This window comes from Staphylococcus caprae (assembly GCF_003966625.1).
In the GTDB taxonomy this organism is placed as follows: Bacteria; Bacillota; Bacilli; order Staphylococcales; family Staphylococcaceae; genus Staphylococcus; species Staphylococcus caprae.
In genome coordinates this window covers 1,290,377-1,308,082 of the sequence record NZ_AP018587.1, presented here as the reverse complement: position 1 = coordinate 1,308,082, position 17,706 = coordinate 1,290,377, and the positions used below count along the sequence as shown (strand labels likewise).

Sequence of the window (17,706 nt, the reverse complement as noted above, 5' to 3'; positions counted from 1 at the left end):
TATAGACACTCCTCGTCAATTTATCAATGTTCCTATAATAGCACCAATCATTGCTTTTTTCTACCATTCTGTTTTTGTAAGTATGGTTATAATTTAGAATTATTTTAACATTTATTTAGGTATCTTTTCGATGTATGATTCTTTGCTAAATTCATTTTTGAAAATAATCATTATCTATGCATGAGCATATAAATATTGTGATTAAGATCTGACTGTTATACTTCAATTATTAAAATGACATGAAAGGAAGCTAAAAAATGAAAGATATTAAATTATCAGCTTTAAATCTTGTACCAATTAGAGAAGGTCAAAATGATCAAGATGCAATCAATGATATGGTTAATTTAGCGCAAGGTTTAGATGATTTAGGGTATGAACGCTATTGGATTGCTGAACATCATAATGCGCCAAACTTAGTTAGCTCCGCTACAGCGTTACTGATTCAACATACTTTAGAACACACTAAAAATATTAAAGTTGGTTCTGGAGGAATTATGCTTCCTAACCATGCCCCACTAATTGTAGCTGAACAATTTGGTACGATGGAGACAATGTTCCCTCGTCGTGTCGATTTAGGATTAGGACGTGCGCCTGGTACGGATATGATGACTGCAAGCGCATTGAGACGAGATCAACATCATGGTGTATATCAATTTCCAGAAGAAGTAGAACAATTAGAGAAATATTTCGGACCTGGCAACCAACAAGCGTATGTACGAGCGTATCCAGCAGTTGGTAAGAACGTTCCTCTTTATATATTAGGTTCATCAACAGATTCTGCTCATCTAGCTGCTCGAAAAGGTTTACCTTATGTATTTGCTGGACACTTCGCCCCTCAACAAATGAAAGAAGCCATTCAAATCTACAAAGAATTATTTGAACCGTCTGATGTTTTAAGTGAGCCTTATGTGATTGTTTGTTTAAACGTCATCGTTTCAGATACAGATGAACATGCAGAATACTTAGCAAGTACAATGGCACAAATTATGGTAAGTATTACTCGAGGAAGAATGCAAGCGGTCCAACCACCTACTGATGATTTAAAAGGATTACTCACGCCGAGAGAATATGAGTTAGCTCAACAACGTTTTGCTGGTTCACTCATAGGTTCAGAAACATCTGTGAAAGAACAGCTTAAAAACTTTATTAGTGAATATGGAGAAATAGATGAATTGATGGCTATTAGTTATATATATGACCAAGATGAGCAATTAGAATCATATCAACGTTTGCAAAATGCTTTAAAATCGTAATGATGTATATAAAAAAGGAAGGGCGTTTGCCCTTCCTTTTTGTATTAATGATTAAGTGACTTATTTGTCGTCTTTATCTTCTTTGTCGTCGTTGTCTCCGCCACCAGTATATTCATTAATTTTATCTTTAGCTTTGTTCACTTGCTCGTTATCGCTATCCTTAAATTTTTCTGCTGCTTCTTTTGCTTTATCCATGAAACTCATAAATAATAGCTCCTTTCGAATTTTGAAAAATTATTTTTTTAAATTATCAATGAAGTCATTGGCTTTATCTTTGGCATTTTCAACGAATTCTTTCGCTTTGCCAGAAGTTTTATCCTCTTGACCTTCATTTTCAAGTTCTTCGTTGTTGGTAGCATTTCCGATTGTCTCTTTGATGTTACCTTTAGCTTGTTCAAATTTACTTTCATCTGCCATATTAACTACCTCCTCGATGTATTATTTGTAATACCACTTGAAAAAGAAGATAAACATATGAAAATAAATTTTTTAAAATTAAAGGATATCGTAATAAAATTAATATCAATATACTGAAGCGAAACTGATGAAACCTTTAGATATAGAACATATATCCATCTAAATCTTCATCAGTTTCTTTATAGTCAGCAAGATATTTTAAAGTTGTGTTATCTAAAACATCTCTTACAGCATCTCTCATTCTTAACCATAATTGTTTCTGTGCAGGTGGCTCAGATTCAATACTTTCTACAAATGTGATTGGACCTTCAAGTAAGCGAATAATGTCGCCTGCTGTGATTTCTTCAGCTGGTACTCTAAGTTGATAACCACCTTTAGCACCACGCACACTTCGAATTAATCCAGCATTTCTTAAAGGGCCGACTAATTGTTCAAGATATAAATCACTTAATTTATTTTCTTCAGCAATAGACTTTAAAGATACACAACCTTGACCTTCTCTTTTCGCAAGAGAAATCATCAGTGTTAGTCCATATCTCCCTTTTGTTGATATTTTCATTGTATAACCTCACTTAATTCGAATTATATATATTCCCATTCTATCATTTTTTGCGTTAAGATAATATTAGAAAGGTGTGACAAATGTGAGTACAGAACCTTTAGCGTCTCGAATGAGACCTATGAATATAGATGAAATTATTTCTCAACAGCATCTTGTTGGGCCAAAAGGCATTATTAGAAGGATGGTTGATACTAAACGATTATCATCAATGATATTTTATGGACCACCTGGAATTGGAAAAACGAGTATAGCCAAAGCGATATCTGGAAGTACTCAATTCAAATTTAGACAACTCAATGCTGTTACAAATACAAAAAAAGATATGCAAATGGTTGTCGAAGAAGCAAAAATGTCAGGACAGGTCATTCTACTCCTTGATGAAATTCATCGTTTAGATAAAGCTAAACAAGATTTTCTTTTACCTCACTTAGAAAATGGCAAAATTGTTTTGATTGGTGCGACAACCTCTAATCCTTATCATGCAATTAATCCAGCTATACGTTCTCGGGCACAAATTTTTGAACTCTATCCATTAGATGATCATGACGTGAGAATTGCACTTGATCGTGCGATTGATGATAGTGACCGTGGACTCAAAAGCTATCATCCAGTTGTAGATGAAGATGCTATGGAATACTTTTCAACTCAAAGCCAAGGCGATGTTAGAAGTGCTTTGAATGCATTAGAACTAGCTGTACTTAGTGCTGATGAAGAAAATAATCAACGACATATCACTTTAGATGATGCTAAAGATTGTTTACAAAAAGGCGCATTCGTTAGCGATAAAGATGGAGATATGCACTATGATGTGATGAGTGCCTTTCAAAAATCTATTAGAGGAAGCGATGTTAATGCAGCTTTACACTATTTAGCACGATTAATTGAAGCTGGCGACTTACCTACAATTGTAAGACGTTTATTAGTGATTAGTTATGAAGATGTAGGACTCGCATCACCTAGTGCAGGACAACGTACCTTAGCAGCAATTCAATCTGCAGAACGATTAGGTTTCCCGGAGGCACGAATTCCTCTAAGTCAAGCTGTCATCGAGCTTTGTCTATCACCTAAATCAAATTCAGGCATTACCGCGATTGATAGCGCTCTGAGTGATATACGAAAAGGTTTAGTCGGTCAAATACCAGACTATTTGAAAGATGGTCATTATTCTGGTGCTAAAGAATTGGGAAGAGCCATTGGTTATAAGTATCCTCATAATTATGAAAATGGCCACGTCGTGCAACAATATTTACCGGATAAGCTAAAAAATAGAATTTATTATGAACCTAAAACCACGTCAAAAAGTGAACAGCAATTTAAAGCTGTTTATGAAAATTTATTGAACAAAAAATAAGAGTTAGCTTTATTTCACATAAAAGATATTCTGATTTAAGTGATTGTATCTGTTTAACAGTACTTATTTCGGAATATCTGTTTTGAAAGTTAAAGCTAACTCATTTTATATTTATTGCCCTTTATCTTTAATACGTCTCACAGGAATATCTTTAAGAATGTCATTAATGACATAACTCGCACAGATAAGCCCTACAACACTTGGCACAAACGCATTAGAAGATGGTGGTATTTGTCCTTTTCTATTGATTGCATTTTTATCCCCGACTGTTTCTTTAACGTCTTCACGTATAACGATAGGACTCTCATCTGAAAAGACAACCTTAACACCTTTACGAATACCTTGTCGTTTTAAGCGATTTCTAATCACTTTAGCCATTGGATCTGTGTGTGTCTTAGAGATATCAGCAATTTCAAAACGCGTCGGATCTGTTTTATTAGCGGCACCCATACTTGAAATCATATTAATACCACGTTCTAGGCATTCTTTCATTAAATGTACTTTATAAATAATTGTATCACTTGCATCAATAAAGTAATCAATATCGTAATTATTAAAGATTTCTTCGTACGTTTCTTCTGTATAAAACATATGTAATGGTGTGACTTTACATTCTGGATTGATCAATTTGATACGTTCTTCCATCAACGTCACTTTACTTTGGCCAATAGTTGTAGTTAATGCATGAATTTGTCTGTTTACATTTGTGATATCTACATCATCTTTATCTATGAGTATAATGTGACCAATATTTGTTCTTGCAAGTGCTTCAGCGGCAAAAGACCCCACGCCGCCTACTCCTAAGACAGCTACTGTTTTATTTCTTAATAAGTCCAAACCTTCTTGACCAATTGCCAATTCATTTCTGGAAAATTGATGTTTCATTGTTTACTCCTTTATAAAACTTAACTTTATTATGAGCTCATTTTATTATGTATATGGTTCATTGTAAAAATTCACATAAAAATACGCAAGACCGAAGTCTTGCGTACCGATAGAGTCCGTAGGTGCCGTAGTTGTAAAAAGCTTGATCATTCGGCCTGCTATATACAGGTGGGTGCCCTGTTTCTCGTTTTGCAAGTCCTCCTATAGAGGCGTGTGCGCTGCGAGAAAACCTATTGGGCTCCCTGATCAAAGAGTGTTAGGCCCAAATAAAAAGCAAACTTACGAACACCACAGATGACTATCTTATGAAAATATCATACCACAAAATCGTAGATAAAGATATTTTTAAAACTTATACTATCTGACATTTCTTAGCGAAATGTTTTTGGTGGGGCCCCTTGTCCCGACTTCCATGGCCGGAAACTTTTCTTTCGAAAAGTTCTATGTCGGGGCCCTAGTGTCTGATTCTTAGTGATAGTTCTTGGAGTTGTTTGTCTGAGACTTGGCCTGGTGCGTCTGTGAGTAGGCATGTTGCTGATGCTGTTTTAGGGAATGCGATTGTGTCTCTTAGGTTTGTTCTGTTTGTAAGTAGCATCACAAGTCTATCTAATCCTAGTGCAATACCGCCATGTGGTGGTGCACCGTATTTAAATGCATCTAGTAAGAAACCGAATTGTTCTTGTGCTTGTTCAGCTGAAAAGCCTAAGACTTCAAACATTTTTTGTTGTAATTCACCATTGTGAATTCTGATTGAACCGCCTCCAAGCTCATAACCGTTTAATACGATATCATAAGCATTTGCTTGAGCATTTTCAGGTTCTGAATCTAACTTAGCTATATCCTCTTGTTTAGGTGATGTGAATGGATGGTGAGCAGCAACATATCGTTTCGCATCTTCATCATATTCAAGAAGTGGCCAATCTGTAACCCATAAGAAGTTTAATTTAGATTCATCAATAAGTCCTAGTTCTTTAGCAAGTTTGATACGTAATGCGCCTAAACTTTGTGCCACTACACTTGGTTTGTCAGCAACAAACATCACTAAGTCACCTGGTTTAGCACCTGTAAGTTCTTTAAGTGTTTCAACGTTTGCATCTTCGAAGAAACGCGCAATTGGACCACTTAATCCATCTTCAACGACTTTAACCCACGCTAAACCTTTAGCACCGTAGATATTAACGAATTCAGTTAGTGCATCCATGTCTTTACGTGTATATTTGTCAGCAGCGCCTTCAGCTACAATTGCCTTAATTTCGCCGTCATTTTCGACAGTATCTTTAAAGACTTTGAAATCCATGTCTTTACCTAATTGAGATACGTTGATAAGTTCCATATCAAAACGTGTATCAGGTTTATCTGAACCATAACGATCCATTGCTTCAGCATATGTCATACGTGGAAACGGAGCTGGAACATCAATGCCTTTAACGTCCTTAACCACTTTGCGTAACATTTCTTCGCCCATTGAAATGACATCTTCTTGATCGACAAAGCTCATTTCAATATCAACTTGTGTAAATTCAGGTTGACGGTCTGCACGTAAATCTTCATCACGGAAACATTTAACAATTTGATAATATTTATCGAATCCACTAATCATTAAGAGTTGTTTAAACAATTGTGGTGATTGTGGTAATGCGTAAAATTCACCTTCATGTACACGAGATGGTACGAGATAATCACGTGCGCCTTCAGGTGTAGATTTAGTTAATACTGGTGTTTCAATATCGAAGAAGCCATTGTCATCTAAGTATTGACGTATTGAACGTGTTGTTTGATGTCTCATTTTGAAAGTTTGCGCTAATTCTTGACGACGTAAATCTAAGTATCTATATTTTAAACGGATATTTTCATCTACATTCACGTTTTCTTCGTTAATTGCAAATGGTGGTGTCTCAGATTTATTAATAATTTCAATATTTGAAACTTGTACTTCGACTTGTCCTGTTTTAATTTTAGGGTTAACCGTTTCAGCGTCACGTTTTGTGACAACACCTTCAACTTCAACTACATATTCAGAACGTACAGTTTCTGCAACTTTTAAAGCTTCTTCTGAAAAGTCTGGATTGAAAACAATTTGAACGATACCTTCACGGTCTCTTAAATCTACGAAAATCAAACCACCTAGGTCACGTCGATTGTGTACCCAACCTTTTAAAGTAACCTTTTCATTTAATAATTCTTCTGTGACTAAACCACAATATGTTGTTCTCTTACTCAAAGTAATACTCCCTTTCTACTCTTTAAAATAGTCAACTAATTGATCTAATTGTACTTTTTCTGACTCACCAGAAGCCATGTGCTTAATATCAATAGAATTGTTTTCAAGCTCTTGATCACCAATCACTATCGTGTACTTCGCATTCAATCTATCTGCTTGTTTCATTTGGCCCTTAATTTTTCTATTAAGATAATCTTTATCGGCTTTCACACCGTTCTTACGTAATTCATTTAATAATTTAACCGCATAACGATCAGCTTCTTCACCCATCGTTACGATAAATAAATCGAATTTTGATTCAATATCTAATTCGATGTCTTCCTCTTCAAGTGCAAGTAATAGACGTTCGATACTCAATGCAAAACCTATTCCAGTTTCACTTGGTCCATCTAACAATTGTAAGAGGCCATTATAACGTCCGCCTCCACAAAGTGTCGTAATCGCACCATCGTAATTTGGATTATCCATCATTACTTCGAAAGCTGTATGCGTATAATAATCTAGTCCACGCACTAAATTAGGATCTTCTACATAAGGAATGTTCAAGTCATCTAAGTGTTGTTTAACTTGTTCAAAGTAAGCTTTAGAATCATCATTAAGATAATCAGTGATGCGAGGTGCATTCTTAATTGCTTCTTTATCTCTATCAACTTTACAATCTAAAATTCTCATTGGATTAGTGTGTAAGCGTGATTGACAGTCTGAACAGAATGTATCTATGACTGGTTCGAAGTGTTCAACTAATGCTTCATTGTATTCTTTACGAGATTCGCTATCCCCAATACTATTAATAACAAGCTTTAAGTGCTTCAATCCGAATGATTGATAAATGTGCATAACCATTGCTAACACTTCGGCATCTATAGATGGGTTTTCTGCACCAATTGCTTCTACGCCAAATTGATTAAATTGACGATAACGTCCCTTTTGTTTACGTTCATATCTAAACATCGGTCCATTATAATACAATTTAACTGGCTGATTAGGTTGTCCTTGCATTTTATGTTCGATGTATGAACGAACGACTGCAGCCGTACCTTCTGGACGTAATGTTAAACTTCGGTCTCCTTTATCTTGGAATGTGTACATTTCTTTTTGTACAACATCTGTTGAATCACCAACACCTCTAGCAAATAGTTCAGTACTTTCGAATATAGGTGTTCGAATTTCTTTATAATTGTATATTTCCATGAGTTCGTCTAATTTATTCTCAATGTAACGCCATTTTACAGAATCTTCTGGTAGGATATCTTGCGTACCTCTTGGAATCTTTATCATATCGTCCTCTCCTTTGTCGCTAATAATCATTGAATAGGTCTGTGTTACGACTAAGATGATAACTTTCCATTATTTTTAAAAATAAAAAACCCTTGCATAGTTAAAAACTATACAAGGGACGTAATAACCGTGTTGCCACCCTAATTGATCAAACGCTAGAATCGCGTTGACCCACTCAAAACGCTTAACGTGCGTCACCCGACATTAGTTTCCTAAAGTACCTCTTCTTGTGTTCAAAGATTTAAACTACTCAGTACAATCTTTCAGCCATGGATTGTATTTCTGCGCAATGATATGCTACCAATTTCATTTAAACTTTCAAGAATATTAATGGTTTTATTTATAAAGTTCATCAATAATGATAACGAGTTTTATTTTAATTTGCAAGTTCTATGATGAGAAATATTGCTTAAGTCCATCTACTACAGCTCGTTCCACGACCTGTCTATGTAGTTGATCATTAATCATTGCTTCATCAGTAGGATTACTTATATATCCGAGTTCTAATAGTACAGCTGGTACATCAGTTTGTCGAAGAACTTGATAATTTTGTTGTCGCGCGCCTCTATTAGTAAGTAAGGCTTTTTTCTGGATATTAGAATTTAAAGTTTGAGCGAGCGATTCTTGATTATCTTGTAACCAATAAACGGTTGCACCATTGGCATTAGAGGAATCTAAAGAGTCATTATGTATGCTAATAAATGCATCACCTTTAATATTTCTATCATCAAGGGATACATATTTATCTGAGGTACGCGTCATTTTGACTTTGGCACCTTCTTTAACTAATAATTTTTTGAGTTCTTTCGCAGTTTTTAATGTGTAATTTTTCTCTAAACTTTTAGTAGGGGTATTACTTGATGCGCCCTGGTCACTACCACCATGACCAGGATCAAGTACAATTGTTTTACCTTTGAGAGGATTAGAAGCATTTGAATTATCGGCTTGAATATTCAAATTCGTATGCCAGCCGGCAACCCAGCCTTTTTCAGTTCCAGCACGATTTTGAACTTCAATCCATTTACCTTTTTTATCAACTTTTTTGAAGCTGTCGCCTTTTTCTATTTTATAAATCACAGGGTATGCAGCATTAGGCCCTGTTCTTAATTCGGCATTTTCAGTAATCGTAATTTGACCCGAATCCTCATCACTATGATTAAGAAACATAAATAGTAAGATAAGGAATAGAATAAACGCTATAACTACAACAAGTGTAAGTCGATTTTTTAGACCGTGACGCGTTAACCATTCATCTATCTTCTTCATAGAATTTTTCCATCCTGAGCTTCATAAATAATGGTAACTGGCCCATCATTATTAATTTCTACATTCATATGTGTGCCAAATTCACCTGTTTTCACTGTTAAACCATAAGATTCTAATTCCTCATTCAATTTTTCATATAGTTGCTTTGCTTCGTCAGGACTTTTAGAATTTGAAAATCCAGGGCGGTTACCTTTCTTTACATCAGCATACAAAGTAAATTGTGATACTGATAAAATTTCACCTTCAACTTGTTGAATATTGAGATTTAATTTGTCATTTTCGTCCTCAAATAATCGAGCATTAGCAATTTTTTTAGCAATCACTTTTGCATCTTCTTCAGTAGAGTCTTTACCTACTCCAACGAGTAGACAATACCCTTTTTCAATTTCATTATCGATCGCATTATTTGTTACTCTTGCATGTTTAACTCTTTGTACAATTATCTTCATTTCTTTTGCACCTCTAGTTCCAAACTCTCGATACTGTATATACGTCACCTAGTTGTTTAATTTTCTCAACGACGCGAAAAACATCGTTCACATTTTTTACCATCACACTAATGTTTATCACAGCATTTTTATCTACGTCAGAACGACCTGAAACTTTGATTAAACTTCCTGCTGTTGAATTTACAGCTTGCAATACTTCATTAAGTAACCCATTTCTATCATATGCGGTCACTTCTAAATCAACTTGATAACGTTGAGTTGAATCCTTTGATTTAACCCATTCTACAGAGATTAATCGATCTGTCTCATTCTTTATATTTGGACAATCTGTACGATGAACTTTAATACCATGACCTTTGGTGATATATCCTACAATATCATCACCAGGTATAGGATTACAACATTTTGACAACTTGATAAGTACGTTTTCCAATCCTTCTACATAAACACCACTATCGGTAATGATATCTTCTTTAATAGGCACAGATTTTGTGACTTCTTGAGCTTCATTTAAAGCCTTCTGTTTATCAAGAATTCTCTGTCTTTCAGTAAGTTTATTAACGATTTGTGCAGACGTTACACCACCAAAACCTACTGCTGCGAATAAATCTTCATCATTTGCAAAATGGTATTTATCATTTACAACTTCTAAATTCTTTTCGGTTAAGACATCTTCGACACGGAAACCTTGTTCTTTAATTTCTGCCTCGACCATGAATTTACCTTTTTCAATATTTGAAGATCGATCTTGTTTTTTAAAGAAACTTTTGATTTTACTCTTAGCACTTGATGATTTAACAATTTTCAACCAATCTCTGCTCGGGCCATAAGAGTGTTTACTTGTGCGAATTTCTATAATATCCCCTGTTTGAAGTACATAATCAATAGGCACAATCTTGCCATTAACCTTAGCGCCAATCATTTTATTGCCTACCTCACTATGAATAGCATAAGCAAAGTCAATCGGTACTGCACCATAAGGTAATTCAATCACATCACTTGCTGGCGTAAAGGCATAAACTTTGTCACTTTGTAAATCATACTTTAATGACTCCATAAACTCTTGTGCATCAGTAGTCGTATGATCTGTTTCGGCTAATTCTTTTAACCAATTTAATTTGTTTTGGAAGTCTTGCGTCTTCTCATTAACTGTTTTACCTTCTTTGTAAGCCCAGTGTGCTGCCACACCGTGTTCAGCAATTTCATGCATTTCGTAGGTTCTGATTTGTATTTCGAGAGGATCTCCATTTGGTCCAACGACAGTAGTATGAAGGGATTGGTACATATTTTGTTTAGGCATAGCAATGTAGTCTTTAAAGCGACCTGGCATTGGTTTCCATAAAGTATGAACAAGTCCAAGTATGGCGTAGCAATCATTTATCGAATTCACAATAACGCGAATAGCTAGCAAATCAAATATTTGATCAAATTGTTTTTTCTGTTTCATCATTTTGCGGTAAATACTATAAATGTGTTTAGGTCTACCGCTTATTTCTCCAGAAAGTTTCATTTTATCCATTTCTGCTTCGATTTTGCTGATTGCATTAGCAATATAAGCTTCTCGTTCACTTCGCTTTTTCTTCATTAAGTTAACGATGCGAAAATATTGAACGCTATCGATATATCTAAGTGCCGTATCTTCAAGTTCCCATTTAATTGTGTTAATCCCTAATCTATGTGCGAGTGGCGCATAGATTTCAAGTGTTTCTTTTGAAATTCTAACTTGTTTCTCTCTCGGCATCGCTTTTAAAGTTCTCATATTATGAAGTCTGTCCGCTAATTTGACTAATATAACTCGAACATCTTTAGCGATAGCGATAAATAATTTACGATGATTTTCAGCTTGCTGTTCTTCTTTAGAACGGTACTTCACCTTTTTAAGTTTAGTTACGCCATCAACAATTCTAGCGACTTCTTCGTTAAACATGCTTTTTACATCTTCAAATGTATAAGGAGTATCTTCTATTACATCATGTAAGAAGCCTGCTACAATGGTAGGTCCATCAAGTCTCATTTCAGTTAATATCCCTGCAACTTGAATAGGATGCATGATATAAGGTAAACCATTTTTTCGAAACTGGCCTTGATGGGCTTCGTAAGCAATATGATAACTTTTCAGCACATACTCATATTCGCTTGCCGATAAATATGATTTTGCTTTATGAAGAACCTCATCCGCACTGTATGGATATTCGTTGTTCAATATAAGACACCCCACTCAAATTTATTACTTTTAAATTCCTTATGTTTACAGAGGCTGAGACATAATTAATTGTCTCAGCTTTCTTTAACATATTGGCAGTAGATGTCTGAATTAAAAGTGCGCTTATATCAAGCTTCTTTCAATCCTAGCCATCCTTGCCGGGGTGGGACAACGAAAATAATTTTGCTAAATTATATTTCTGTCCCACTCCCTTGTTTGTTTTAATTAAATTTATTTCGCGAAAATTTAAATCTTTTATATTTGTAAAATTCTGATTACAGCAAATTTATACCCTTGTTATATCAATATATAATTACTTATATTTAATTTACTCTATATTATCCCCTAACTTAAATAAGGTAGCTCGCTTTTATCTAAATAATAGTTCTATGATACTACAATTTTTTAAATAAATAAACGTTGTTGAACCAGAAGTAATCCATCATCCTTGATTTAGTAGCAATGACGCGTTGGTGATTTCGATTTTTCAAAATAAAAAAGTTATACCTTGTATTAACTGCATATTAACACAAGATATAACTAAAATTATGACTTTATTCTATTCATCATAAGAAATAAGGCTCATGACGTCGTAATCTTTAATTTTTTCAATACCATGGAGATATTTTAATTCAATAATAAATGCGATACCAACGACAATTCCGCCTAACTTCTCGACAAGTTTAATCGCCGCTTCAATTGTACCTCCAGTAGCGAGTAAGTCATCAGTGATTAACACGCGTTGACCTGGTTTAATCGCATCCTTATGCATCGTTAAAATATTAGTGCCATATTCTAAACTATATTCGTAACGGATAACTTCTCGAGGTAGCTTACCTTCTTTACGAACAGGAGCAAATCCAATGCCCATTGAATAAGCAACAGGACATCCAATAATAAATCCTCTAGCTTCCGGTCCAACAACCACGTCTACTTCTTTTTCTCTCGCATATTCAACGATTTGGTCAGTCGCATATCCATATGCTTTACCATTATCCATAATCGTTGTAATATCTTTAAAGCTCACACCCGGTTTTGGCCAATCTTCAACTTCTGAAACATATTGTTTTAAATCCATTAAATTTCCTCCTATAAATTAACTTAACTGAGATTTTATCCATTCTTTAATATTCGAAAAGTCATCATACAATAATCGTTTTTCAACTTCCATTCGTGACTGTCTCAATTGATAAATATGACTTGATTCTATAGCTTGCTTACTTGGCTGGCTATTTATTTTAATAATTCCTTGATCATCATAAATAAATTCTAAATCTTTGAATACTTTAAGCATAAATTTAAGTAATTCAGGCTTAACTTTTAAATATTCACATAACATCATACCCTCTTCAACGAGGTTTGTTTCCTTTTTATTAATTAATGCTTTATAACAATTTTTGAAAAGATCTTTGCTTGGCATACCTTCAAAATAGATTGACTGCTCGTGTTGTAATACAAGATAAAGTTGAGATAATTGTAATTGATTTAATGTTTGCTCAATTTCATCCATCGTATTTGGCAAATCTCTAAATACGACTTTATCATAATTTGTCGAAATTTCCTCACCATAATGATAATGATGATTTGTTGTTTTTTCTTTTCTAGGATGAATGACATAGGCAGTGTTCACATCATCTTCTGAGAATTGATAATGCTTACGTTTACTACGATAGTCTAAAATCTGTAGTGTTTCCATAGCTATATCTTGAATAATAAGCTGTGGCGATTGATTGCCATTCCATTCATTGATTTGTAATTGTCCTATTAAGTTAACAGGTTGCCCTATTTCTAATTCATTTGCAAGGTGCCCATTACTCCAATAGAGTGCTGCGATTTGATTTTCACCGAGTGATAATTTCAAATGTTTCCCATCTTGGCCTATCGCTTTGATAGACTGTACATTTAAATCTTTGAGTTCAAATGTTGGGCTATTAAAATCTGTACCAAATGGACGTAGTCTTTGAATGTCTCGAATATTTTTAACAGAAATTTCTCTTTCATCAAGTAAAACATCAACATGCTTTCTTGGTTCTAATGATGTCGTTTCAGCAAGTTGACGCATCCAGTCATTTAATCCTTTGCGCAGTTCATCGATATTCTCAATATCCATAGTCATTCCAGCAGCCATATGATGACCACCAAATTTTGAAATTAAATCTTGGTGCGCATTTAAAATCTCGAACATAGATACTTGATCTATCGAACGCGCAGACCCTTTGGCATGATTTTGTTCTAAATCAATGTTTAGTATCAGCGTGGGTAAAGCGTATGTTTCGACAACTTTAGAAGCCACAATACCTAATACACCCTCATGCCAATTCTCTTTCGCTAATAATAAGAATAAATGTCCTTGTTGAACTTGTTCTTCAGCTAATGCTAATGCTTCTTCAGTAATCTCAGAAACGATGTCTTTTCTTTCTTGATTAAAATGTTCGACTTGTTCAGCTAAAAATTCTGCTTCTTCTATCTCTTCTGACATTAATAATTCAGCAGCAAGCGACGCATCTTCTAAACGTCCTACAGCATTTAATCTCGGTCCGATGATAAAACCAATCGTTTCTTCGTTGATATTATCGTTATATCCAGCCTGCTTTAATATGGCTTGAATAGACACAGGTGCATTGTTATTAAGTATATTTAGACCTTGTTTAACGATAGAACGATTCTCATCAGTGAGGGATACTAAGTCTGCAATAGTCCCTATAGCTGCTAGCGCTAGAAATTGTTGAGGTGGATGACTTATTAAAGCTTGTGCAAGTTTGTACGCCACTCCAGCACCACATAAATATTGAAAAGGATAACTAAACTCAGGATGCATTGGATGTACAATCGCATAAGCTTCAGGTAAAGTGCGACCTATTTCGTGATGGTCAGTTACAATCACATCTACCCCTAAGTCTTGCACCATTTTTATCTCTTCGTGCCCTTGGATACCATTATCAACAGTGATGATAAGTGACGTGCCCTCTTCATATGCATTTTGAAAAGCAAGTGCGTTTGGACCATATCCTTCACTAAAGCGGTTAGGAATATACCATCCTACTTGCGCGCCTAATTGACTCAGCGTATTAACAAGTATAGTGGTTGAAGTCACACCATCAGCATCATAATCACCATATACTAAAATACGCTCACTTTTATCAATAGCTAAATTAATACGATCTACTGCTTTTTGCATATCACTGAGCGCCCAAGGATCATGATTAATGATTTTATCTTGTAGTACATCTTGAATCATTTCTTCTTGTACTAAATTTTTACTCTCTAAAACCTTTTTGACTATCGGAGAAAGTTTGAGTTCCTTTGCAAGTTCTTCTGTTATGTATTCAGTTGGTTCAGCTAAATCCCAATTATATTTAGGTTTAATCATAACAATCGTCCTCATTTCCAAAAGTCATTATACCGAAATTTAAATAAAATAAAAAGTACAACCCGTTGTGGTTTGAAAATTTACATAAAAAAACTGCCAATAAAGCGATGTGCTCTATTGGCAGATAAATTGGGAATTATACTAATATTTTTTCGTCATTAGATTTCTTCTCTTTGTATACTTTTAGCTTATGGTTTGGAGATTTTTTCAATTGACGTTTTTTCATGATGCCCCATAAAGGCACAGCTATGAATACAGATGAGAATACACCTGAGATTAAACCAATTAATAATGCTAATGAGAAGTTAAAGATTGTTGGCGCACCAAAAATGAGGATTGCCACAACTACAACAACTACAGTTAACACTGTATTAATTGATCTTGTCATTGTTTGTCTAATTGAGCGATTGACCATATCGTCAATTTGTTCCGGACTTGTAATGACTTTAAGTTTGTGTAAGTTCTCCCTTACTCGGTCAAATGTAACAATCGTATCATTGATTGAATAACCTACAATCGTTAAGACAGCAGCGATAAATGTAAGGTCGACTTCAATTCTGAATAAGCTAAATACCGCAACGATAATAAAGACGTCATGTAATAAGGCAAGTACAGCAGATAAGCCCATTCGCCATTCGAAGCGTAATGATACATAAATAATGATACCTAATGACGCTAATATAAGTGCAGTAATTGCGTTTTTGGCTAATTCCTGACCAATTAATGGAGATACGGTATTGATTTGAGGTGTATCGCCAAATTCAGATTTGATCTTATCACTCAATTTATTATCTTCAGCACGTGATAAGTCTTTTTTGAATTGTACTGTAGCTCCTTTATTGCTGCTACCATTAATTTGAATTTGATCTGGTTCTAAACCTACATCTTTAACAGCTTTTTCAACTTTAGCTTGTGTTAAAGGTTGTTTCGCATTAATATCAGCTCTTGTACCAGATGAGAAATCGATACCTAAGTTAAGTTTAAAGACTGCTAAAATAACTAAACCAACTACGACGATTAATATACTTAATGCGATAAGCGGTTTCGCTAACTTAACAAAGTTCCATTTTTCAAATGAGGTCTTAAGATCATGAACATCTTTACCATCGTTCATATCATGACGGTCTTTCTTCTTAACACCAAATAACCAGTATTGTTTCTTGAAGAAATTAGATGATACTAATAAATTTAAAAGACCACGAGATAAGAAGACGGCAGTGACAAATATCATCAAGATACCTAGTAAGAGCATTGTTGCGAAACCTTTAACTGAGCTTTCACCGAAGAAGAATAATACTGCTGCGGCGATAACAGTTGTAAGGTTGGAGTCAAAGATAGTTAAGAATGAACTCTTATTAGCTTTAGAATAAGCTTGTTTAAGCGTTCGTCCTATTCTAAGTTCGTCTTTTATCCGTTCGTACATAATAATATTAGCATCTACAGCCATACCTACACCTAGAACTAACGCAGCGAGTCCTGGCAACGTAAGTACACCTGAAATAAAGTTAAATGCTACTAATGTTAAGTAGATATATGTAGTTAGAGCGATAATCGCTACTAAACCAGGTAATCTATAGAATCCTAACATGAATAAATAAATAATTGCGACACCAATAAATGACGCGAATATTGTTTTATTGAGTGCATCTTGACCGAACTGTGCACCTACAGAATTTGAATAAATTTCTTTAAGATCTACAGGTAATGAACCAGCATTCAATAGCTCAGAAATTTGCTTAGCTTCTTTCACACCTTTTTTACCATTGAATCCACCAGAAATTTCAACACTGTCTGAATTAATAGGTTGATCTACATTTGCTGCTGAGACATATTTAGGTTCTTTACCTTCTTGCTGTTTTTTAGCCTCTTTTTTGTAGCTATCACCTTTTTTGAAATCCATCCAAACGACCATTACATTGTCACGTTTTTTTGAAATCTTTTCAGTGACTTTTTTAAATTTATCTTTACTTTTAACTTTAAATGTAACAGTTGGTTGATTTGTTTCTTGTTTAAATTCTTGTTTTGCTGAACCTTGTTTAATATCTGAACCAGACATAAGAACATGGTCTTCTGCATCCCTAATTGTTAAATTGGCTTGCGTTGATAACATTTTTCGTGCTTGTGCTTGGTCTTTAATCCCCGCTAATTGAACACGAATACGATTAGGGTCTTCAATTTGAATTTTAGGCTCTGAAACACCTAAGACGTTGACACGACTTTCAAGTGTTTGAGATGTAGCTTGAAGTGCTTTCTTATCTATCTTCTCACCTTTATGTAAAGGATCAACTTGGAAAAGTACTTCGAAACCACCTTGCAAATCAAGTCCTAAATTAACATTTTTAACTACATTCTTATACGTTAGTCCCATTCCAGCAAACAATAGAACCACGAGGAGTATGAATGCAACTAATCTACTACTTTTCTTCACATGAACACCTCATTATTTACTTA

Annotated in this window: 14 protein-coding genes and 1 other RNA gene; 2 read left to right on the top strand and 13 right to left on the bottom strand. The window is 34.7% G+C overall.

Annotation, left to right across the window (positions count from 1 at the left end; genetic code table 11):
* Positions 1–257 precede the first annotated feature (257 nt).
* Positions 258–1,253 (top strand): LLM class flavin-dependent oxidoreductase, encoded by a 996-nt coding sequence (locus JMUB898_RS06305; protein WP_002443230.1) that lies wholly within the window; start codon positions 258–260, stop codon positions 1,251–1,253.
* 60 nt (positions 1,254–1,313) lie between these two features.
* On the opposite strand, the gene JMUB898_RS06300 is transcribed toward JMUB898_RS06305, so the two are convergent.
* The 3 genes from JMUB898_RS06300 to cymR form a co-directional block, all read right to left on the bottom strand.
* Positions 1,314–1,457, bottom strand: coding sequence for an SAS049 family protein (locus JMUB898_RS06300; RefSeq protein WP_002443232.1), 144 nt, complete (start codon positions 1,455–1,457; stop codon positions 1,314–1,316).
* Positions 1,458–1,487: 30 nt separating this feature from the next.
* Entirely contained in the window at positions 1,488–1,670 is a 183-nt protein-coding gene (locus tag JMUB898_RS06295) for a CsbD family protein (protein ID WP_002443234.1), read from the bottom strand.
* Between the two features lie 136 nt (positions 1,671–1,806).
* Entirely contained in the window at positions 1,807–2,229 is a 423-nt protein-coding gene (gene cymR / locus JMUB898_RS06290; RefSeq protein ID WP_002443236.1) for a cysteine metabolism transcriptional regulator CymR, read from the bottom strand.
* Positions 2,230–2,314: 85 nt separating this feature from the next.
* On the opposite strand from cymR, the gene JMUB898_RS06285 reads away from it, so the two are divergent.
* Positions 2,315–3,583, top strand: coding sequence for a replication-associated recombination protein A (locus JMUB898_RS06285; protein WP_002443239.1), 1,269 nt, complete (start codon positions 2,315–2,317; stop codon positions 3,581–3,583).
* Positions 3,584–3,694: 111 nt separating this feature from the next.
* On the opposite strand, the gene JMUB898_RS06280 is transcribed toward JMUB898_RS06285, so the two are convergent.
* From JMUB898_RS06280 to secDF, 10 genes are all read right to left on the bottom strand, one after another.
* The gene (locus JMUB898_RS06280; RefSeq protein ID WP_002443242.1) at positions 3,695–4,468 is read right to left on the bottom strand and encodes a tRNA threonylcarbamoyladenosine dehydratase; all 774 of its coding nucleotides are present in this window, start codon (positions 4,466–4,468) and stop codon (positions 3,695–3,697) included.
* Between the two features lie 109 nt (positions 4,469–4,577).
* Positions 4,578–4,768: non-coding RNA, 6S RNA (ssrS, locus tag JMUB898_RS06275), on the bottom strand.
* Positions 4,769–4,922: 154 nt separating this feature from the next.
* A complete protein-coding gene (gene aspS, locus JMUB898_RS06270; protein ID WP_002443244.1) occupies positions 4,923–6,689 on the bottom strand; it encodes an aspartate--tRNA ligase in 1,767 nt (588 codons plus the stop codon).
* Between the two features lie 15 nt (positions 6,690–6,704).
* Positions 6,705–7,967 (bottom strand): histidine--tRNA ligase, encoded by a 1,263-nt coding sequence (gene hisS, locus JMUB898_RS06265; RefSeq protein WP_037541487.1) that lies wholly within the window; start codon positions 7,965–7,967, stop codon positions 6,705–6,707.
* 390 nt (positions 7,968–8,357) lie between these two features.
* Positions 8,358–9,233: an N-acetylmuramoyl-L-alanine amidase family protein gene (locus JMUB898_RS06260; RefSeq protein ID WP_044466737.1), complete on the bottom strand. Its 876-nt coding sequence runs from the start codon at positions 9,231–9,233 to the stop codon at positions 8,358–8,360.
* Positions 9,230–9,682 (bottom strand): D-aminoacyl-tRNA deacylase, encoded by a 453-nt coding sequence (gene dtd / locus JMUB898_RS06255; protein WP_037541488.1) that lies wholly within the window; start codon positions 9,680–9,682, stop codon positions 9,230–9,232. The genes JMUB898_RS06260 and dtd overlap by 4 nt, the downstream gene beginning before the upstream one ends.
* 13 nt (positions 9,683–9,695) lie before the next feature.
* Positions 9,696–11,885 (bottom strand): RelA/SpoT family protein, encoded by a 2,190-nt coding sequence (locus JMUB898_RS06250; protein WP_037541489.1) that lies wholly within the window; start codon positions 11,883–11,885, stop codon positions 9,696–9,698.
* A 559-nt stretch (positions 11,886–12,444) separates the two neighbouring features.
* Positions 12,445–12,963, bottom strand: coding sequence for an adenine phosphoribosyltransferase (locus JMUB898_RS06245; RefSeq protein WP_002443255.1), 519 nt, complete (start codon positions 12,961–12,963; stop codon positions 12,445–12,447).
* Between the two features lie 18 nt (positions 12,964–12,981).
* The gene (recJ, locus tag JMUB898_RS06240; RefSeq protein WP_037541491.1) at positions 12,982–15,255 is read right to left on the bottom strand and encodes a single-stranded-DNA-specific exonuclease RecJ; all 2,274 of its coding nucleotides are present in this window, start codon (positions 15,253–15,255) and stop codon (positions 12,982–12,984) included.
* 136 nt (positions 15,256–15,391) lie between these two features.
* Complete coding sequence (secDF, locus tag JMUB898_RS06235) at positions 15,392–17,683, bottom strand: protein translocase subunit SecDF (RefSeq protein WP_002443258.1); 2,292 nt, start codon at positions 17,681–17,683, stop codon at positions 15,392–15,394.
* Positions 17,684–17,706: the final 23 nt, after the last annotated feature.